General features: G+C 73.8%; 15 protein-coding genes. 4 read left to right on the plus strand and 11 right to left on the minus strand.

The window, feature by feature from the left end; translation table 11 throughout:
• Window positions 1-5 precede the first annotated feature (5 nt).
• A complete protein-coding gene (nucS, locus tag J7W19_RS22325) occupies window positions 6-668 on the minus strand; it encodes an endonuclease NucS (RefSeq protein WP_004952105.1) in 663 nt (220 codons plus the stop codon).
• Window positions 669-878: 210 nt separating this feature from the next.
• On the opposite strand from nucS, the gene J7W19_RS22330 reads away from it, so the two are divergent.
• Window positions 879-1,271, plus strand: a complete 393-nt coding sequence (locus J7W19_RS22330; protein ID WP_004952107.1) for an SCO5389 family protein — start codon at window positions 879-881, stop codon at window positions 1,269-1,271.
• Between the two features lie 199 nt (window positions 1,272-1,470).
• On the opposite strand, the gene J7W19_RS22335 is transcribed toward J7W19_RS22330, so the two are convergent.
• On the minus strand, window positions 1,471-2,496 hold the full coding sequence (locus J7W19_RS22335; RefSeq protein ID WP_004952109.1) for an LLM class flavin-dependent oxidoreductase: 1,026 nt from the start codon (window positions 2,494-2,496) through the stop codon (window positions 1,471-1,473).
• 202 nt (window positions 2,497-2,698) lie between these two features.
• On the opposite strand from J7W19_RS22335, the gene J7W19_RS22340 reads away from it, so the two are divergent.
• Window positions 2,699-3,037, plus strand: a complete 339-nt coding sequence (locus tag J7W19_RS22340) for a hypothetical protein (protein ID WP_004952112.1) — start codon at window positions 2,699-2,701, stop codon at window positions 3,035-3,037.
• A 22-nt stretch (window positions 3,038-3,059) separates the two neighbouring features.
• Here the strand turns inward: J7W19_RS22340 and J7W19_RS22345 are convergent, their stop codons facing one another.
• The 8 genes from J7W19_RS22345 to mce form a co-directional block, all read right to left on the minus strand.
• Entirely contained in the window at window positions 3,060-3,956 is an 897-nt protein-coding gene (locus J7W19_RS22345; RefSeq protein ID WP_004952115.1) for an ABC transporter permease subunit, read from the minus strand.
• Window positions 3,953-5,194, minus strand: a complete 1,242-nt coding sequence (locus tag J7W19_RS22350; protein ID WP_004952116.1) for an ABC transporter ATP-binding protein — start codon at window positions 5,192-5,194, stop codon at window positions 3,953-3,955. Before J7W19_RS22350 ends, J7W19_RS22345 begins: the two co-directional genes overlap by 4 nt.
• Window positions 5,195-5,300: 106 nt before the next feature.
• Window positions 5,301-6,170 carry a hypothetical protein gene (locus J7W19_RS22355; RefSeq protein ID WP_004952119.1) on the minus strand — a complete coding sequence of 290 codons (870 nt, stop codon included), beginning with the start codon at window positions 6,168-6,170 and terminating at the stop codon, window positions 5,301-5,303.
• Between the two features lie 7 nt (window positions 6,171-6,177).
• Window positions 6,178-6,948: an ABC transporter permease subunit gene (locus J7W19_RS22360; protein ID WP_004952121.1), complete on the minus strand. Its 771-nt coding sequence runs from the start codon at window positions 6,946-6,948 to the stop codon at window positions 6,178-6,180.
• A 2-nt stretch (window positions 6,949-6,950) separates the two neighbouring features.
• Window positions 6,951-7,946 (minus strand): ABC transporter ATP-binding protein, encoded by a 996-nt coding sequence (locus J7W19_RS22365; RefSeq protein WP_004952124.1) that lies wholly within the window; start codon window positions 7,944-7,946, stop codon window positions 6,951-6,953.
• Window positions 7,947-8,275: 329 nt separating this feature from the next.
• Window positions 8,276-9,214, minus strand: coding sequence for a coiled-coil domain-containing protein (locus J7W19_RS22370; protein WP_004952125.1), 939 nt, complete (start codon window positions 9,212-9,214; stop codon window positions 8,276-8,278).
• Between the two features lie 124 nt (window positions 9,215-9,338).
• Window positions 9,339-13,811 carry a polarized growth protein Scy gene (gene scy, locus J7W19_RS22375; protein WP_210455463.1) on the minus strand — a complete coding sequence of 1,491 codons (4,473 nt, stop codon included), beginning with the start codon at window positions 13,809-13,811 and terminating at the stop codon, window positions 9,339-9,341.
• A 170-nt stretch (window positions 13,812-13,981) separates the two neighbouring features.
• A complete protein-coding gene (mce, locus tag J7W19_RS22380) occupies window positions 13,982-14,422 on the minus strand; it encodes a methylmalonyl-CoA epimerase (RefSeq protein WP_004950823.1) in 441 nt (146 codons plus the stop codon).
• Between the two features lie 173 nt (window positions 14,423-14,595).
• Here mce and J7W19_RS22385 point away from each other — a divergent pair, with 173 nt between their 5' ends.
• Window positions 14,596-15,771, plus strand: a complete 1,176-nt coding sequence (locus J7W19_RS22385; protein WP_004950827.1) for an acetyl-CoA C-acetyltransferase — start codon at window positions 14,596-14,598, stop codon at window positions 15,769-15,771.
• A 38-nt stretch (window positions 15,772-15,809) separates the two neighbouring features.
• Window positions 15,810-16,769, plus strand: a complete 960-nt coding sequence (gene meaB / locus J7W19_RS22390; RefSeq protein WP_004950832.1) for a methylmalonyl Co-A mutase-associated GTPase MeaB — start codon at window positions 15,810-15,812, stop codon at window positions 16,767-16,769.
• A gap of 138 nt (window positions 16,770-16,907) precedes the next feature.
• On the opposite strand, the gene J7W19_RS22395 is transcribed toward meaB, so the two are convergent.
• Window positions 16,908-17,384, minus strand: coding sequence for a MarR family winged helix-turn-helix transcriptional regulator (locus J7W19_RS22395; protein ID WP_004950834.1), 477 nt, complete (start codon window positions 17,382-17,384; stop codon window positions 16,908-16,910).
• Window positions 17,385-17,463: the final 79 nt, after the last annotated feature.

The raw sequence follows: 17,463 nt of genomic DNA on the forward strand, positions 1-17,463 counted from the left end.
GCCCCTCAGAACAGCCGCAGCTTGTCGTCCTCGATCCCCCGCAGCGCGTCGTAGTCGAGCACGACGCACCCGATCCCCCGGTCCGTCGCGAGGACACGAGCCTGCGGCTTGATCTCCTGGGCGGCGAAGATGCCGCGTACCGGTGCCAGGTGCGGGTCGCGGTTGAGGAGTTCGAGGTAGCGGGTGAGCTGTTCGACGCCGTCGATCTCGCCGCGGCGCTTGAGTTCGACGGCGACCGTCTGACCGTCGGCGTCGCGGCAGAGGATGTCGACCGGGCCGATCGCCGTCGGGTATTCGCGGCGGATCAGGGTGTAGCCCTCGCCGAGGGTCTCGATGCGGTCCGCGAGGAGCTCCTGAAGGTGCGCTTCCACGCCGTCCTTGATGAGGCCCGGGTCGACGCCCAGCTCGTGCGAGGAGTCGTGGAGGACCTCCTCCATGGTGATGATGAGCTTCTCGCCCGCCTTGTTGATCACCGTCCAGACACTGCCGTCGCCCTCCTTGAGGGTGCACGGCGGGGACATCCAGTTGAGGGGCTTGTAGGCCCGGTCGTCCGCGTGGATCGAGACACTGCCGTCGGCCTTGACGAGGATGAGACGGGGGGCGGACGGCAGGTGGGCGGTGAGCCGGCCGGCGTAGTCCACGGAGCAACGGGCGATGACGAGACGCATGGTGAGCCACGCTACTCGACTCCCGGCACCGGACGCGATTCGCCCTGGATGGGCCCGTTCGCCGGTGGCCAGTTGTAGGTGCGTTCTCCTGGTGGGGCAGCAGTGGCCGGATTACCGTTGAAGCGGGCGGTCGTCGTACGGGCACAGGGCGTCGTCGTCCGCTCGCCCACCCCAGGACCCCGCCCGGCGGGGTCCGCGAGAGGAGAACTCATGTCGCTCGACGTCTCACCGGCCCTCCTCGAACAGGCCGAGCGAGGCGAGGTCGACGAAGAGGCATTCGTCGACTGCGTCCGGAACTCCCTGCCCTACGCCTGGGAGATGATCAGCTCGCTGGTGACCCGGCTCGAGGTCGAAGGCGGCGAGTTCGCCGACAACCGGACGCCGCCGCCGGACGAGCAGGCGCGCGGTCAGCTGCTGCGCGCCCTGGCGAGCGACGCGATCCGCGGAGCGCTCCAGCGGCACTTCGGGGTCCGGCTGGCGTTCCAGAACTGCCACCGGGTCGCCGTCTTCCCGCTCGACCCCTCGGCCGACGAGCGGCTGGCCCGCTTCACGTCCGTCCGCGGGCAGCTCCTCAACCAGTCCCCGGAGCTGCGCGACTGCTGAACCGGCGCCGCCGCCGCTCCGCGCGCGGGGGCGCGGGACGGTACGGGGGCGGCGGCTCCCCGGAACCTGTGGCCGGGGAGCGGGGGCGGTCACCGCGGTGCGCGGCGCCGACGACGTGCCGCGCGCCGGGGGCGGCCCGCCGTGTGGCGCGCACGCGTCCGCGCGCCCCGTGGGAAACGGCCAAAGACCGTCACCGTTCTCAGCGGATCAGCGGCAGTACCTCCGCGCCGAGCCTGCGCAGGTTCTCCTCGGTCGCCGCGAGGTCCCCCGATCCCTCGGCCAGCAGCGCGAAGCCGCGGATCCCGGTCCGTTCCGCCGTGGCCGCGAGGCGGTCGGCGCACAGCCGGGGCGAGCCGACCGGGTGGAGGGAGCAGAGCAGCTCCGTGTACGCGAGCGGGTCCCGCATCCGGCGTTCCCGGCCGTCGACGGTGACGTGCGCGCCGAGGCCCTGGCGCAGCCAGCCGGGCATCGCCTTCAGCAGGGTCTCCGCCGCCTCCTGGCGCCGGTCCGCCACCTGCACCACGCCCGCCGCGACGTGCCCGGCGGTCGCCACGTGCTCCGGGGAACTCCCGGATTCCAGGGCGCACTTGCGCCACAGGGACACCATTTCGGCCTTCTCCTCGTCGGTGCTGTGCATGCCGAGCAGCATGGGCAGCCCGTGCCGGGCGGCCAGCCGGACGCCGGCGGGCGAGGTGCAGGCGACCAGCACCGGCGGACCGGGCCGGTCGAGCAGTTCGTCCGGGCGCGGCACCACCGGCACCTCGCGGAAGGAGAATCGTTTGCCCGAAGCGCCGACGCGGGGTTCGCGCAGCCAGCGCATCAGCAGTTCGAGGGATTCCGGAAACGCTTCTTCGTAAGCCTGGACGCCCGCGTTGAACACTTCCAGGTCCACCCAGGGCCCACCGCGGCCCACCCCGAGGGTGAACCGGCCGCCCGAGGCGATGTGCAGCACCGCCGTCTGCTCCCCGAGGGTCACGGGGTGGGTGGTGGGCAGGACGCTCACCGCCGTGCCCACCCGGATCCGCCGGGTGCGGCCCAGGAGCAGCCCGGCCAGCGTCACCGCCGAGGGGCAGACGCCGTACGGGACGAAGTGGTGCTCGGCCAGCCAGACCGCGTCGAGCCCGGCCTCCTCGGCGACCTCGGCCGTCCGCACCGCCCGGTACAGCGCCTCTCCGTGACCCTGGCCCGGGAACTGGGCGGCCAGGACGAACGCTCCAACGCGCATCTCGTGCACCTTCCTGCGCGACCGACCCGACCCCCCGGTGGCAATAACGCCCGACACGTGCCACGAGGTACGGGCGCTCAGGAAGTTTTCATGATGATCGGAGAGGGTGGCCGGGTAGGGCTGGGGTACGTCCGGCCGGGGTGGTGACCGTCCCGCGTACCCTGGTCACAGCCCGTAGCTCGTCCGACCTCCGAGGTGACCCGTGTCCCCGCGCCGAAACCGCCCCCGAGGCGGCGCCGCCAGCCAAGCCGCCGAGTCCGACCGGTACGAGGGCGGCGGGACGCGCTACGGCCTGGAGCAGACGGAGAGCTGGCAGGGCGAGGACTGGTCGGTCCGCATGGTCGGCGGGAGTTCGGCGGGCAAGCGCTACCGCTGCCCCGGCTGCGACCAGGAGATCCCGCCCGGGGTCCCGCACTTGGTGGTGTGGCCGCAGTACGGCGCCGGGGTCGAGGACCGCCGGCACTGGCACAAGTCCTGCTGGAACGCGCGGGACCGCCGGAGCGCGCGGCTCCAGCGGTCCCGTAACGCGCCGCGGTACTGAGTACCGCTCGTCTCGACTGCCGTCAGGCGTCGCGCTTGTTCAGCACCAGGTGGGCGCCGGCCGTGGCGGCGGCGGTCAGCGCGAGCATGATCCACAGCGGCTCCCAACCGGACGGGCCGCCGTCCACGTTCGCCCCGTAGAGGGTGAACAGCTGCATGGGGATCGAGTACTTGGCGAGCACCTCGCCGATGTCCTTGACGGCGTCGGCCTGGAGGAACAGGGACAGCAGCGGCGGCAGCAGCACCAGGCCCAGCATGCCGGTGATCGCCCCGGCGGAGTGCCGCAGCAGGGTGCCGACGGCCAGCGCCAGCAGCCCGGCCAGCGCCACGTAGAGGCTGACGCCGACGGTCGCCTTGAACCACTGGCCCGCGGTCGGGTCCTCGGTGACCTGGTCGCTCAGCAGGGCGGCACTGATCATGGCGACGAGGAGCGTCGCGATCAGCGTCGTCACAAAGGACAGGGAGCCGAAGACGATCGCCTTCGCCGTCAGCACCCGGGAGCGGCTGGGGCAGGCGGTGAGAGTGGTGCGGACGAGCCCGGTGCCGTACTCGGAGGAGATGGTCAGCACGCCCAGGGTGAGCACCGGGATCATGCCGAGCAGTACGCCGACGGCGCCCAGGCCCAGCATGTCCTCACCGCTGGCGAGCTTGTCCGAGGCGGAGGCGACCAGCGACAGCGTCAGGCCGAGGCCGACGACGAGCACCAGCATCGTGCCCAGCGTCCACATCGTGGACCGCAGGCTCCGGATCTTCGTCCACTCGGCGACGACGGCGTCCCCGAGGTGCGCCGCGCGCACCGGGACCGGCGAGACATAGCCGCCCGGCCCGCCGGGGCCCGCCTGACCGGGCCAGTACGGCTGCGCGTGCTGCGGCGCGCCCTGCGGGGGCGCGGGGTGCTGAGGGGTCGTCGGGGTGGTCATCGGGCGTCCTCGGTGTCGCGCTTGGTCAGGTCGGCGGGTGCTGACGGGGCTGAGGGTGCTGCGGGGGCCGGGGCCGCCGCGGGTGCGCCGGCCGGCGGCTGCGGCGGGGCGGCGGGGGCCGCGAGGTGCTGCGGGGGCCGGGGTGCCTCCGGTGCCTGCGGGGCCGCCGCGGGCTGCTGCTGGGCGTACGGGTTGGGCTGCTCGCCCGGCAGCACCGGGTAGCCGGCCGGCCCGCTCCACCCCTGGGGCACCGGCGCGCCGGGCCCGCCGGGCATCCCGTAACCGGGGGCCGCCGGCGGCTGGAAACCGGCCCGGGCGTCGTGGGTCGACCGGTAGTCGACGGCGCCCTGCGTCATCCGCATGTACGCCTCCTCCAGGGACGCCTGGTGCGGGGAGAGCTCCCAGAGGCGGACGTCGTGGTCGTGGGCGACGTCGCTGATCCGGGGCAGCTCCAGGCCGGTGACGCGCAGCGCGCCGTCGGGCTCGGGGAGCACCTGGCCGCCCGCCTCGACCAGCGCGGCGGTGAGCTTCTCGCGCTTCTCCGGCTCGGTGTCGGGGGTGCGGACGCGGGCGAAGCCGGCCGAGTTGGCGGCGATGAAGTCCTGGACGCTCATGTCCGCGAGCAGCTGCCCGCGGCCGATGACGATCAGGTGGTCGGCGGTGAGCGCCATCTCGCTCATCAGGTGCGAGGAGACGAACACCGTCCGGCCCTCGGCGGCCAGCCGCTTCATCAGGTTGCGGACCCAGAGGATGCCCTCGGGGTCGAGGCCGTTGACGGGCTCGTCGAACAGCAGCACCTGCGGGTCGCCGAGGAGCGCCGCCGCGATGCCGAGCCGCTGGCCCATGCCGAGCGAGAAGCCGCGGGAGCGCTGCTTGGCCACGCCGTGCAGACCCACCACGCCCAGCACCTCGTCCACCCGGGAGCGCGGGATGCCGGCGAGCTGGGCGAGGGACAGCAGGTGGTTGTAGGCGCTGCGCCCGCCGTGCACGGCCTTGGCGTCGATCAGCGCGCCGACCTGGCGAGCGGCGTTGGGCAGTTCCCGGTAGGGGCGGCCACCGATGGTGACCCGGCCGGCGGTCGGCGTGTCCAGGCCCAGGATCATGCGCATGGTCGTGGACTTGCCGGAGCCGTTGGGGCCCAGGAAGCCGGTGACGGCCCCCGGCCTCACCCGGAAGTTCAGGTTGTGCACGGCCGTCTTGGCGCCGTAGCGCTTCGTCAGGCCGACTGCCTCGATCATTCTCCGCCCCTCGCGAGATGGTCGGGGCGTGTGCCCCCGTTCGGGTTAGGAGGATAACGAGAGGCTGACGGTTCCATTGCATGCCGGGGGAGGGGGACCCGCGTTGTCAAGGGGTCAGGTCGGCATGGCGGAGGTCGATCGTCCCGGAACCCGACGGAAGATCACCTTCCGGGTGGATCCAGCCCTCCTCGCGGAAGATCCGGGCACCCTCCGCCCGTACCGCCTCCTCGGCGCGCGCCCGCTCGGTCCAGGCGAGCGGGTCGGGCCCGAGCAGGGTGCGCAGGCGCTTCGAGGAGCGCAGCAGCGCGGAGAGCAGCGTGCCCTGGTCCTCCGCGCCGGGGCGCGGGCGGCCGGTGGCCGGGTCCAGCAGCACGCCGTGCCGGGAGACGTAGAGGTAGGCGCCGCCCAGCGGGTCGCCGGAGGGCAGGGTCATGGGGAACGCCGTGCCGGGCAGCAGGACGCGCCGGTAGTGCAGCTCGGAGGCGTCCACGGCGGCCAGTTGGTCCGGGTCCAGCCAGCTCACCACCAGCCGCCGCTCGGCGGCCGGGTCGGCGTACGGCGCGGCGGCCACGTACCCGGCGCGCCCGATGTGGGCGGAGCAGCCGACGCCGATGCCGCGGACGGTCACCGGGACCATGGGCACGGCGGCCGGCAGGCCGTGTGCGGCCAGCTTGTGGCACATCTGGGCGGGGGAGGCGTTGGAGCCCACGGCGAGGACGGGGTGCCGGTGGCCGGTGGTGAGCCGGCCGAGGGCGGTGAGGAGGGTGTCCAGCGCGCGCCCGGTGCCGTCCCGGGCCCATGTGTCCCCGTCGGCCACCGGCCACGCCCCGAGCGGCCGTCCCGGCACGGCGCGCAGCGGCAGCAGTTCCGTCTCCAGCAGCAGGCACGGCTCCGGGGCCGGGCGGCCCGGGTACTCCAGGGGGTGCCGGAACGGGACGGCGTCCAGTCCCAGCGCGCGCAGCGACCGGCGGCGCATCGGCGGGCTACGCGTCGCGCTTCTTCAGCACGGCGTACCCGCCCACCAGAGCCGCGACCACCCACAGCACCATGATCGCGAAGCCTCCCCAGGGCCCGTACGGCGCGTCGTCGTCCACCAGCACGACCTGCATCACCTTCTGCCCTGCCTTGTCGGGCAGGTACTCGCCGACCTTCTTCGTGGCCGAGACGTTCGCCAGGATGCTGGAGATCAGGAAGAAGAACGGCATCAGGACGCCGAGCGAGAGCATGGGGCTGCGCAGCATCGCCGCCACCCCCATCGAGAACATCGTGATCAGCGTCATGTAGAGCCCGCCGCCGACGACCGCGCGGAGGACGCCCGGGTCGCCCAGGTGCGCGCCGCGGTCGCCCAGCATCGCCTGTCCGACGAAAAAGGTGAGAAAGCTGGTGATCATGCCCACGACCAGCGCGAGCGCCGTCGCAATTGCGATCTTGCCGAACAGGAAGACGCCGCGTTGCGGAACCGCCGCCAGCGATGTGCGGATCATTCCGGTGCTGTATTCATTGGCGACCACCAATACCCCGAAAACGATCAATGCGAGCTGGCCGAGTCCCATCCCCGCGAAACTGATGAATGTCGGGTCGAAGGTGAACCGGTCCCTCGGGGAGAGGTTTTCGTAGTCGTTTTTCGCGAGTGCGCTGATCAGCGCGCCGAGCGCGACGGTGACCACCACGCCGGTGCCCAGCGTCCACACCGTGGAGCGCACGGATTTGATCTTCGTCCATTCCGATCGCAGGACCTGTGCCGTCACCGCCATGATCAGGATTCCTTCCCGCGCCAGTCCGCGCCCCAGCCCGGCCGCCCCTCCGGCGGCTCGCCGGGCACCCCGGCGTCCGGCGGCGCGTCGTCCCCCGCGCGCGCGTGGTACTCCACGGACGCGGCCGTCAGCCGCATGAACGCCTCCTCCAGCGAGGCCCGCTGCGGGCTGAGTTCGTGCAGCGTGATCCCGTGCCGCGCCGCCAGTTCGCCCAGGTGGGCCGCGTCCTCCCCGGTCACGTCCAGCCCGCCCTCCGGGCCCGGCGCGGCCGTGATCCCGGCGCCCGAGAGCACGTCCCGCAGCCGCTCGTGCTCCGGCGAGCGCATCCGCACGAACGACTTCGAGTTCCGCGCGATGAAGTCCGCCATGGAGGTGTCGGCGAGCAGCCGGCCCTGGCCGATGACGATCAAGTGCTCGGCGGTGAGCGCCATCTCGCTCATCAGGTGCGAGGAGACGAACACCGTCCGGCCCTGCGCGGCCAGCCCCTTCATCAGCGTCCTGATCCAGTGGATGCCCTCCGGGTCCAGGCCGTTGACGGGTTCGTCGAACATCAGGATGCGCGGGTCGCCGAGGAGCGCCGCGGCGATGCCCAGCCGCTGGCCCATGCCGAGCGAGAACCCCTTGGCCCGTTTGCGCGCCACCGACGTCAGGCCCACCGTGTCCAGCACCTCGCGCACCCGCGTGGCCGGGATGCCGTTGCTCTGCGCCAGGCACAGCAGGTGGTTGTAGGCGCTGCGACCGCCGTGGATCGCCTTGGCGTCCAGCAGGGCGCCCACCGTCCGCAGGGGGTCGCGCAGTTCGCGGTAGTGCCGGCCGTCGATGCGCACCGTGCCGCTGGTGGGGTTGTCGAGGTCCAGCATCATGCGCATCGTCGTCGACTTGCCCGCGCCATTGGGACCGAGGAAGCCGGTGACGATTCCGGGGCGCACGGTGCAGGTGAGGTGATCGACGGCGAGCTTGTCGCCGTAGCGCTTGGTCAGACCCTCCAGCTCGATCATTCATTCACGGTACGGGCGTGCCGGGGGCCCCGCCACCGGAAGGACGCCGTTCGCGGGGGCGAGGGCGCGCGGGACACGTCAGCGCGCCGTAAGCCGCCGCCGGATCCTCGGACGGCCACGACGCGCTGAGCGCGGGATCCCCCGAACGAATGTGGTGCTGGGTACTGCTGTTGTCGCTGTGATGCGTTGTCGCGGTGCGGCGTTGCCGCCGTGGTGCGTTGTCGCTGTGGTGCCGCTCTGTGCCGCTGACGCGCGGATCCGCCGTACCGCCCTCGTGCGGGTCCCCCGCCGCCGCGCGGCCGCTCTCGCCGCCGGTGAACCGCCGCGGTTCAGCGGCTCTGCTGGGCCGGGACGCCGCGCGAGATCGGCTCGTCGTCACCGGGCACACCGGCCGCGGCCACCGCGGCGCCGGTCAGCGTGGCCAGCATCTCGCGGACGTTGGTGAGCTGGGCGTTGATGCTGTCGCGGCGGTTGGTCAGCGCCGCCAGCTCGCGCTCGGACTCGCTGCGGATGCGGTCCGCCTTGGCGTTGGCGTCGGCCACGATGTCCTCGGCCTGGCGCTGCGCGGTCTCCACCGTCTGGCGCGCCCGGCGCTCCGCGTCCGTCCGCAGCTTCTCGGCCTCCAGCCGCAGCTGCTCCGCGCGGTGCTCGATCTCCGCGAGCCGCTTCTCCGCCTTCGCCTGCCGGGAGGCGAGGTCCCGCTCGGACTGCTCGCGGCGCTTGGCCAGGTTGGTCTCGAAATCGGCCGCCGCCTGGGCCGCCTTGGCACGCGTCTCCTCGAAGAGGGCGTCCGCCTCCTCGCGCTTGGACTGCGCGTCCTTCTGCGCCTCGGCCCGCAGCGTCGCCGCGTCCCCCTTGGCCTTCTCGACGATCCGGGCGCCCTCGTCCTCCGCCTTCGCCTTCCGGTCGGCGGCGAACGCCTCGGCGTCGTTGCGGACTTGCTGCGCCGCCGACTCCGCCAGCTCCCGGTGCTGCTCCGCCGCCCGGCGGGCCTCCTCGCGCAGGTCCTTGGCCTCTTCCTCGGCCAGCCGGAGGATCTTCTCGACCCGCGCCCCGAGCCCCGCGTACGACGGTTCCGCGTCATTGATCTGGGCCTGAGCGTTCTGCGTTTCGAGGTGCAGCTCCTCGATGCGCTTTTCCAGAGAGGTGATCCGGGCCAGTGCGCTGTCACGGTCGGCGACGAGCTTGGTAATGCGGTCGTCCACCTGGCCGCGGTCGTATCCACGCCGCACGAGCTCGAAGCCGAAGGGGGAGGAAGTGTCGCTCATGGGGTTCCTGTCGAAAGAGACCGGTGAGGTGATAAGGGAATCCTAGGGCGGTGAGCGGCGTCGCATGGAGCAGATCCTCGTACTCGGTTGGCGGATTGGGGAATTGTCCCCTCGAATGAGTGGCTTACTTCTGACTCTGCTTGCCACCCGAACGAGTTGCGCCGGCTCCCGCCGCCGCCTTCACCCCGCCCTCCTTGGAGCCGCTTGCCCCGGGGGACTCAAATGATTCCAACGCCTCCAACACGTCCTGGACACGGGAAATCTCCGCGTTGATGTCCTTGCGGCGCCGAACCAGCGCCTCCAACTCCGCCCGGCCCTCCTCGACCAGGCGCCGCGCCTCCTCCTCGGCCTCGGTGCGCAGGCGCTCCGCCTCGCGTACGGCCTCGGTGCGCAGCCGCTCCGCCTCGCGCACGGCGGCGTTCCGCTTCTGCTCGGCCTCCTTCAGCAGGCCCTCGGCCTTCTTCACCGCGGCGACGCGGACCTTGTTGGCCTCGCCGCCGGCGTCCGACACCAGCTGCTTCGCCTTGGCCTCGGCCTCCGCCAACTGCTCGGTGGCCGCCGCGACGAGCTTGTCGCAGCGCTCGCCGGCCGACTGCATGGCCTCCGCGGACTCCCGCCGCGCCCGGTCGTGCAGCTCCTCGACCTCGGCCTCGATCCGCGCCCGCAGGTCCTCGGCGCGCTCCCTTATGGCGGTCGCGTCCCCGCGGGCCTCGGCCAGCAGGGTGTCCGCGTCCGTACGGGCCTGCTCCACCAGCGCGTTGCCCTCGCCGGTGGCCTCCGCGACGATCCGCTCGGCCTCCCGGCGGGCGACGCCCACCATGGTGTCCGCCTGCTCCTCGGCCGCGGCGGCGGTCTTCACCGCCTCCTCCTGGGCCTTGGCGATCAGCGCGTCCGCCTGCTCGGCGGCCTCGGTACGCCGCTGGGCCGCCGCGTCCCGCGCCTCGTCGACCGTCCGCTCGGCCTCCTCGCGCGCCTCCGCGCGCAGCCGCTCGGCCTCCAGCACCGCGTCGGCCTTCAGCTTCGCCGAGTCGGCGCGCGTGCTGTTGGCGTTCTCCTGGGCCGCGGCCAGCGCGGCCCGCGCCTCGGCGGCCATCCGCTCGGCCTCGGCCGTCGCCTCGGCGACCAGCTCGTCGGCCTGCCGCGCGGCCTCCGCGCGCCGCCGCGCCGCCGCCTCCCGCGCCTCGTCCGCCGTCTCGGCGGCCTCCTGACGCGCCTGCTCCAGCGCCGCCGCCGCGTCGGCCCGGACCCGCTCGGCCTCGGCCTGGGCGTCCGCCAGCGTCCGCTCGGCCTCCGCCGCCGTCTCCGCGCGGTGCGCCTCCGCCGCCTCGCGGGCCTCCTCGACCGTGCGCGCGGCCTCGGCGGCCATCCGCTCGGCCTCGGCCGTCGCCTCGGCGACCAGCTCGTCCGCCTGCCGCGCGGCCTCCGCGCGGCGCTTGTCGGCCTCCGCGCGCGCCTCGTCCAGGATGCGGTCGGCGTCCTCCTGCGCGGAAGAGGTCAGCTCCGCCGCCTCGTTGACGATCCGTTCGGCCTCCGCACGGCCGTCCGCCCGCATCTTGTTCGCGTCCTCACGGGCCTCGGCCCGGGCGCGCGCCGCGTCCTGCTCGGCCGACGCCAGCGCGTCCGACGCGTCGGTACGCATCTGCTGCGCCTTCGCCGACGCGTCCGAGACCAGCCGCTCGGCCTCCGCCGTCGCCATCGCGACCAGCTCGTCGGCCTGCTGCGCCGCCTCCACCCGGTGGGCGTCGGCCGCGTCCCGCGCCTCGTCCAGGACCCGCTGGGCCTCGGTCCGCAGCGCCTCCGCGTCGGACGCCGCCTGGGCGCGCTCCGCCTCGGCGGCCTCCTCGGCCTCGTCCAGCACCCGGCCCGCGTCCGCGCGCAGCCGCTCGGCCTCGCTCGTCGCCTCCGCGATCAGCGCGTCCGCCTGCTCGGCGGCGTCCGACCGGCGCTTGTTCGCCGCCTCGCGGGCCTCCTCCAGCACCCGCGCCGCCTCGGCCTCGACGCGCTCGCCCTCGGCGATCGCCTCCTCGACCGTGCGCTCGGCCAGCTCCCGGGCCGCCTCCGAGGCCGACTGGGCCTCGGCGCGGATCCGCACCGCGTCCTCCCGGGCGCTCTCGCGCTCGGCGTACGCCTCGGAGCGGACCCGGTCCGCCTCCTCCTGCGCCTCGGTGACCGTCCGCTCGGCACTGTGCTCGGCGGCCGACCGCAGCCCGGCGATCTCCTCCTCGGCCTGCTCGTGCAGACCCGCGACGGACTCCCGCACCTGCTGGGCCGTCTGCTCGGCCGCGGCCACCAGCTCGGCGGCCCGCGCCTCGGCCTCCTCGACCAGGCGCCGGGCCTCCTCCTGCGCCTCCGCGACCCGCTTGCGCGCCGAGGCCAGCAGCTCCTCGCTCTGCTCGCGCGCCGCCTCGCGCTCGGCCTGCGCCTCCGTACGGGCGTCGCCGAGCGTCTCCTCCGCCTCACGGCGGCGCCGGGCGGCCTCCTCCTGCGCGGCGGCCAGCTCTTCGGCGGCCTCCGCCGCCGTCCGCTCCGCCGCCGCGTTGGCCTCGGCCCGGATCCGGTCGGCGGCCTCCTGGGCCTCCGACCGCAGCCGCTCCGCCTCCTCGGCCGCCTCGGCACGCAGCCGCGACGCCGTCTCCTGGCCCTCGGCGCGGGCCGCGGCCGCCTCCTCGGCGGCCTCCGCGCGCTGCCGCTCGGCGTCCTCCTCGGCCTGCGCCCGCAGCGCCCGGGCCCGCTCCGCGGCCTCGGTCCGCTGCCGCTCGGTCTCCTCGGCCGCCTCCTTGCGCAGCCGCTCGGCCTCCGTACGCGCCTCGCGCAGCGCCTCCTCGGCGGCCTCGACCCGCTCCTCGGCCTCGGTCCGCAGCCGGGTCAGCTCCTCGGCGGCGTCCTCACGCAGCGCCTCGGCGGCCTTCTCGGCCTCCGCGCGCAGCTTCTCCGCCGCCGCGGCGGCCTCGGTACGGGTGCGCTCGGCGTGGTCCTCGGCCTCCTCGGCCATCTCCTCGGCCTCGGCCCGGGCGCGCTCCAGCGCCTCCTCGGCCTGCTTGCGCAGCCCGGTGGCGCGCTCGGCCGCCTCGGCCCGTACCCGCTCGCCCTCGGCGGTCGCCGCCGACCGGGTCTCGGCCGCGTCGTCCTTCGCCTTGGCCAGCAGCTCCTCGGCGGTCTTCGCCGCCTCCTCGATCTGCTGCAGCGCCTCGCGGCGCGCCTCGGCCCGTACCTTCTCGGCCTCGGCGACGGCGTCCGCGCGCAGCTGCTCGGCCTCGCCGCGCAGCCGCCGCGCCTCCTCCTGGAGCTCGACGGTCTTGGCGCGGTACTCCTTGGTGTCGTCCTTCGCGGCGCCCTTGAGCTGCTCGGCCGATTCCTCGGCCTGCGCCCGCAGCCGCTCCGCCTCGGCCTCCGCCTCCTTGCGGATGCGCTCGGCCTCGGCCGCCGCCGCCTTGGTGGTGGCCCGGGCGTCCTCGGACGCCTTGGACAGCATCTCCTCGGCCGTCCGCGCGGCCTTCGCCAGCTGGGCGGCCGAGTCCTCGGCGGCGGCGCTGCGCGCCTTGTCCGCCGTCTCCGCCAGCAGCCGCTCGGCCTCCGCCGCCGCGTCGTCACGCAGCTGCTGGGCCTCGGCCCGCAGCGCCTCGGCCTCCTTGGTGGCCTCGCCGACCAGCCGGGTGATCTCGGCGCGCGCGGCCCGGGTGCGCTGCTCGTTCTCCGTCTCGGCCTCGGACAGCCGCGCCGCGGCGGCCTGTCCGGCCTCGGAGACGACCTTCTCGGCCTCGGCCCGCGCCTCGCGCAGCGCCGTCTCGGCCTCCCGCATCCGCTCCTCGGCGGCCCGGGTCAGCTCGGCGGCGGCCGTCCTGGCCTGCTCCGCCTCGCCGCCGGCCTCGGTACGCAGCCGCTCGGCGTGGTCGGTGGCCTCCTGCGCCTGCTGGGAGGCGGCGGTCAGCAGCCGCTCGGCGTCCGTGCGCGCCCGGCGCAGGATCGCTTCGGCTTCGGCCCGCGCCTCCTCGGCGGCGGCGCCCAGCCGGGTGCGGGCCTGCTCGGTGAGGCGCGCGGCCTCGGCGCGGGCGGCGCTCAGCGCCTGCTCGGCCTCGGCCCGGGACTCGTCCAGCAGCCGGCGGGCCTGCGCCTCCGTCCGGGCGCGCAGCTGCTCGGCCCAGGCGACGTTCTCGTTGACGTGCGACTCGACGGTCGAGCGGCGCTCGTTGAGCTCCTCGTCCAGCCGCTGCCGGCGGGCCACCGCCTCGGCGTGCAGCTCGGCCTCCATGCGGGCCTGCCGCTCGGCCTGCTCCTGGAGCAGCCGCTGCGTCTGGGCGCGCGCCTCGCGCAGCTCGCGCTCGGCGTCCGCGCGCAGCTGGTCGGCCTGGATCTGCGCGTTGCGCAGCAGTTGTTCGGCCTGGTAGTCGAGCCCGGCCGCGTCATAGGCGGGACGGTGCGCGAGCGTGCGCCGCGCCTCGTGCAGCTTGGCGCGCAACACCTCGACCTGGTAGCCGAGGTCGTCGGCGTGCTGAACCGCCTTCTCCCGCTCCTTCTTCAGCCGCTCCATCTCGGCCTCGAATTGCGAGAGGTGGTCGGTTTCAGCCCGCTGGCTGTCCTGGCGCTCGTAGCCCCGCACTGCGCGGTCCATCCGTCCCCTGGTCGCGTCGGTGGCCGGCCCCGTGCGTGGTGGTGGAACCCGGAGCCCGCCCTTCCGAAGAAATGGTGTCAGATCATCGGCACAGCCTGGGCCGGACCCCACCCGTACCCCGGCCGAACCTGCACTCTACCGGCCGGGGCAGGTGTGGGTCAGTGCTCCTCGGCCGGGCGGGGCGCCGAGGTGACCAGTTCCGTCAGCACGCCGTGGCAGTCCTTGGGGTGCAGGAAGGTGATGCGCGAGCCCATGGAGCCGGTGCGCGGGGTGTCGTAGAGGACGCGGACGCCCTTGTCCCGCACGGCCGCGGCGTCGGCGTCGACGTCGGCCGTGCCGAAGGCGATGTGGTGCACGCCCTCGCCGTTCTTCGCCAGCCACTTGCCGACCGGGGAGTCCTCCCGGATCGGCTGCAGGAGCTGGAGGTAGGAGGCGCCGCCGTCCGACGTCTCATTGATCTTCAGCATGGCCTCGCGTACGCCCTGTTCCTCGTTGACCTCCGTGTGGAACACCTCGAAGCCGTACGTGGCACGGTAGAAGTCGACGGTGGCGTCGAGGTCGGAGCAGGCGATCCCGATGTGGTCGATGCGCGTCAGCATGGGTCCAGTGCACCGCCGCGCGGAGCGGTTACGCAACGTGCGCGCGATCACACCCGCGGCCCGATGACCGACCGGTGTACCGCTCAGTACATTGACGAGAACCACCGTTAACCGCCTCCGCCGAAGGAGCACCGTCCATGTCTGGTACGAACGGTTCGACCGCCCCCACGTCAGTGATCGTCGCGGGCGCCCGGACGCCCATGGGCCGCCTCCTCGGCTCCCTGCGCTCCTTCTCCGCGGCCGAACTGGGCGGTTTCGCCATCAAGGCCGCGCTCGACCGGGCCGGCATCGGCGGCGACCAGGTGCAGTACGTGATCATGGGTCAGGTGCTGCAGGCCGGCGCCGGGCAGATCCCCGCCCGCCAGGCGGCCGTGCACGGCGGCATCCCGATGAACGTCCCCGCACTGACCGTCAACAAGGTGTGCCTCTCCGGCCTCGACGCCATCGCGCTGGCCGACCAGCTCATCCGCGCGGGCGAGTTCGAGATCGTGGTCGCCGGCGGCCAGGAGTCGATGACCAACGCCCCGCACCTGCTGCCCAAGTCGCGCGAGGGCTACAAGTACGGCGCGATCGAGATGCTCGACTCCATGGCGCACGACGGACTCACCGACCCGTTCGAGGCCATCGCCATGGGCGAGTCGACGGAGAAGCACAACACCCGGCTGGGCATCGGCCGCGCCGCCCAGGACGAGATCGGCGCCCGCTCCCACCAGCGGGCCGCCGCCGCGCAGAAGAACGGCCTGTTCGACGCCGAGATCACCCCGGTCGCGGTGCCGCAGCGCAAGGGCGAGCCGGTGGTCTTCAGCAAGGACGAGGGCGTCCGCGGCGACACCACCGTCGAGGTGCTGGGCAAGCTCAAGCCCTCGTTCAGCAAGGACGGCACCATCACCGCCGGCACCTCCTCGCAGATCTCCGACGGCGCCGCGGCCGTGGTCGTGATGAGCAAGGCCAAGGCCGAGGAGCTGGGCCTGGAGTGGATCGCCGAGATCGGCGCCCACGGCAACGTGGCCGGTCCGGACAACTCGCTGCACTCGCAGCCGTCCAACGCGATCCTGCACGCCCTGTCCAAGGAGGGGCTGACGGTCGACGATCTGGACCTGATCGAGATCAATGAGGCTTTCGCGGCGGTTCTTGTGCAGTCAATCAAGGATCTGGGGGTATCGCCGGAAAAGGTGAACGTCAACGGCGGCGCCATCGCGCTGGGCCACCCCATCGGCATGTCCGGCGCCCGCACGGTGCTCCACCTCGCCCTGGAGCTGCGCCGGCGGGGCGGCGGGGTCGGCGCCGCGGCGCTGTGCGGCGGCGGCGGCCAGGGCGACGCCCTGATCATCCGCGTGCCGGGCAAGTGACGGCCGGGACCCGACGGACCCCGGCGGAAGGAGCGGCGATGGCGGACGTGACCAGGCTGGTCGAGCAGGCCCGGGCCGGCGGTCCGCGCGCCGTCGCCCGGCTGATCTCGCTGGTGGAGGGGGCGTCCCCGCAGCTCCGCGAGGTGATGGCGGCGCTGGCGCCGCTCGCCGGCGGGGCCTACGTCGTCGGGCTCACCGGCTCGCCCGGGGTCGGCAAGTCCACCTCCACCTCGGCCCTGGTCTCCGCCTACCGGCGGCGGGGCAAGCGGGTGGGGGTGCTGGCCGTCGACCCGTCCTCGCCGTTCTCCGGGGGCGCCCTGCTGGGCGACCGGGTGCGGATGTCGGAGCACGCCTCCGACCCGGGGGTGTACATCCGCTCGATGGCCACCCGGGGGCACCTGGGCGGCCTCTCCTGGGCCGCGCCGCAGGCGATCCGCGTCCTGGACGCGGCCGGCTGCGACGTGGTGCTGGTGGAGACCGTGGGCGTGGGCCAGTCCGAGGTGGACATCGCCTCCGAGGCCGACACGACGGTGGTGCTGCTGGCCCCGGGCATGGGCGACGGGATCCAGGCGGCGAAGGCCGGGATCCTGGAGATCGGCGACGTCTACGTGGTCAACAAGGCCGACCGGGACGGCGCGGACGCGACGGCCCGGGAGCTCAACCACATGCTGGGGCTGGGCGAGGCCCGCAAGCCCGGCGACTGGCGGCCGCCGATCGTCAAGACGGTGGCGGCCCGCGGCGAGGGCACCGACGAGGTGGTCGAGGCGCTGGAGAAGCACCGGGCCTGGATGGAGGAGAACGGCGTCCTCGCGGAGCGGCGCGCGGCCCGGGTGGCGCACGAGATCGAGCGCATCGCGGTCACCGCGCTGCGCTCGCGGATCGGCGACCTGCGCGGCGGCCGGGACGTGGGCGCCCTGGCGGCGCGGGTGCTGGACGGGTCGCTGGACCCGTACACGGCGGCGGACGAGCTGGTGGCGGGGCTGACGGCGGGGGCGTGAGGCCGTCCTGCCGTGCGCTGTGCCGCGGGGCGCGGGGTCCGGCCGTGCGTTTCCGACGCGGAGCCGTGGAGCCCGGGAGTCCGGCCGTCCGCTCCTCCGGCCGGAGGAGCGGACGGCCGGACCGTGGCGTCCCGAGGGTCAGCCCTTGCCCCGCGCGGCGCGCAGGTGCTCCGCCACCGGCGCCAGCGAGGAGCTCAGCGCCTTCAGCTCGTCCGGCGACAGCAGATCGATGAAGTGCTGCCGGACGGACGCCACATGGTGCGGGGCCACCTTCCGCATGGTCTCCCAGCCCTGTTCGGTGAGGACGGCGAACAGCCCCCGCCGGTCGGACTCGCAGTTCTCCCGGCGGACGAGACCCGCGTTCTCCATCCGCGTGATCTGGTGCGAGAGGCGGCTCTTCGACTGGAGGGTCGCGGCGGCGAGGTCGCTCATCCGCATCCGGTGGTCCTTCGACTCGGAGAGGTTGACCAGGATCTCGTAGTCGTTGTTGGTCAGTCCGAACGGCTGGAGGTCCCGTTCGAGCTGATGCATCAGCAGTCGGCTGACGTCCAGGTGGGCCCGCCAGGTGCGCTGTTCCTCATCGCTGAGCCAACGTGTGCCGTTCTCGGTGTCCATGGTGAGATTCTACCTAAGAAAGTTGAAAAGCGAACCAATTGGAATGTGGGGCCGGAACGGGAGGTCAGGCGTTCGACGT

Origin of the sequence: Streptomyces mobaraensis NBRC 13819 = DSM 40847, from assembly GCF_017916255.1 — a bacterium.
GTDB lineage: Bacteria > Actinomycetota > Actinomycetes > Streptomycetales > Streptomycetaceae > Streptomyces > Streptomyces mobaraensis.

What these genes read in the sequence shown, in the direction of transcription:
- nucS (WP_004952105.1), bottom strand. Translation starts at nt 668, where the DNA reads ATGCGTCTCGTCATCGCCCGTTGCTCCGTGGACTACGCCGGCCGGCTC.
- J7W19_RS22330 (WP_004952107.1), top strand. Translation starts at nt 879, where the DNA reads ATGTCGCTCGACGTCTCACCGGCCCTCCTCGAACAGGCCGAGCGAGGC.
- J7W19_RS22335 (WP_004952109.1), bottom strand. Translation starts at nt 2,496, where the DNA reads ATGCGCGTTGGAGCGTTCGTCCTGGCCGCCCAGTTCCCGGGCCAGGGT.
- J7W19_RS22345 (WP_004952115.1), bottom strand. Translation starts at nt 3,956, where the DNA reads ATGACCACCCCGACGACCCCTCAGCACCCCGCGCCCCCGCAGGGCGCG.
- J7W19_RS22350 (WP_004952116.1), bottom strand. Translation starts at nt 5,194, where the DNA reads ATGATCGAGGCAGTCGGCCTGACGAAGCGCTACGGCGCCAAGACGGCC.
- J7W19_RS22355 (WP_004952119.1), bottom strand. Translation starts at nt 6,170, where the DNA reads ATGCGCCGCCGGTCGCTGCGCGCGCTGGGACTGGACGCCGTCCCGTTC.
- J7W19_RS22360 (WP_004952121.1), bottom strand. Translation starts at nt 6,948, where the DNA reads ATGGCGGTGACGGCACAGGTCCTGCGATCGGAATGGACGAAGATCAAA.
- J7W19_RS22365 (WP_004952124.1), bottom strand. Translation starts at nt 7,946, where the DNA reads ATGATCGAGCTGGAGGGTCTGACCAAGCGCTACGGCGACAAGCTCGCC.
- J7W19_RS22370 (WP_004952125.1), bottom strand. Translation starts at nt 9,214, where the DNA reads ATGAGCGACACTTCCTCCCCCTTCGGCTTCGAGCTCGTGCGGCGTGGA.
- mce (WP_004950823.1), bottom strand. Translation starts at nt 14,422, where the DNA reads ATGCTGACGCGCATCGACCACATCGGGATCGCCTGCTCCGACCTCGAC.
- meaB (WP_004950832.1), top strand. Translation starts at nt 15,810, where the DNA reads ATGGCGGACGTGACCAGGCTGGTCGAGCAGGCCCGGGCCGGCGGTCCG.
- J7W19_RS22395 (WP_004950834.1), bottom strand. Translation starts at nt 17,384, where the DNA reads ATGGACACCGAGAACGGCACACGTTGGCTCAGCGATGAGGAACAGCGC.